This is a genomic window from Burkholderia sp. MSh2 (genome assembly GCF_000731655.1).
Taxonomy (GTDB): domain Bacteria; phylum Pseudomonadota; class Gammaproteobacteria; order Burkholderiales; family Burkholderiaceae; genus Burkholderia; species Burkholderia paludis.
Genome location: NZ_JPGM01000163.1, coordinates 1 through 464, shown reverse-complemented (window position 1 = coordinate 464; position 464 = coordinate 1). Strand labels below are relative to the sequence as shown.

Annotated in this window: 1 protein-coding gene; it reads left to right on the top strand. The window is 67.2% G+C overall.

Annotation, left to right across the window (positions count from 1 at the left end; genetic code table 11):
- Nucleotides 1-42: 42 nt before the first annotated feature.
- Nucleotides 43-464: hypothetical protein (locus GQ57_RS43525; protein ID WP_200880683.1), on the top strand; the 422-nt coding region annotated here is incomplete at its 3' end.

Sequence of the window (464 nt, the reverse complement as noted above, 5' to 3'; positions counted from 1 at the left end):
TCGGTCGACGAGAGGCCGGTCGACAGGGAGCCGATCGAGCTGGTGGCCGACGACAGGCCGGTCGACGTGGAGGTCGACAGCGAGGTGATCGAGCTGTTCGCCGACGAGAGGCCGGTCGAGGTCGAAGTCGACAGCGAGGTGATCGAGCTGTTAGCCGACGAGAGGCCCGTCGAGGTCGATGTGGACAGCGAGGTCACCGAACTGTCGGTCGACGAGAGGCCGGTGGACAGCGAGCCGATCGAGCTGGTGGCCGATGACAGGCCGGTCGACGTGGAGGTCGACAGCGAGGTCACCGAGCTGTCGGTCGACGAGAGGCCGGTGGACAGCGAGCCGATCGAGCTGGTGGCCGACGACAAGCCGGTCGACGTGGAAGTCGACAGCGAGGTCACCGAACTATCGGTCGACGAGAGGCCGGTCGACAGGGAGCCGATCGAGCTGGTGGCCGACGACAGGCCGGTCGACGT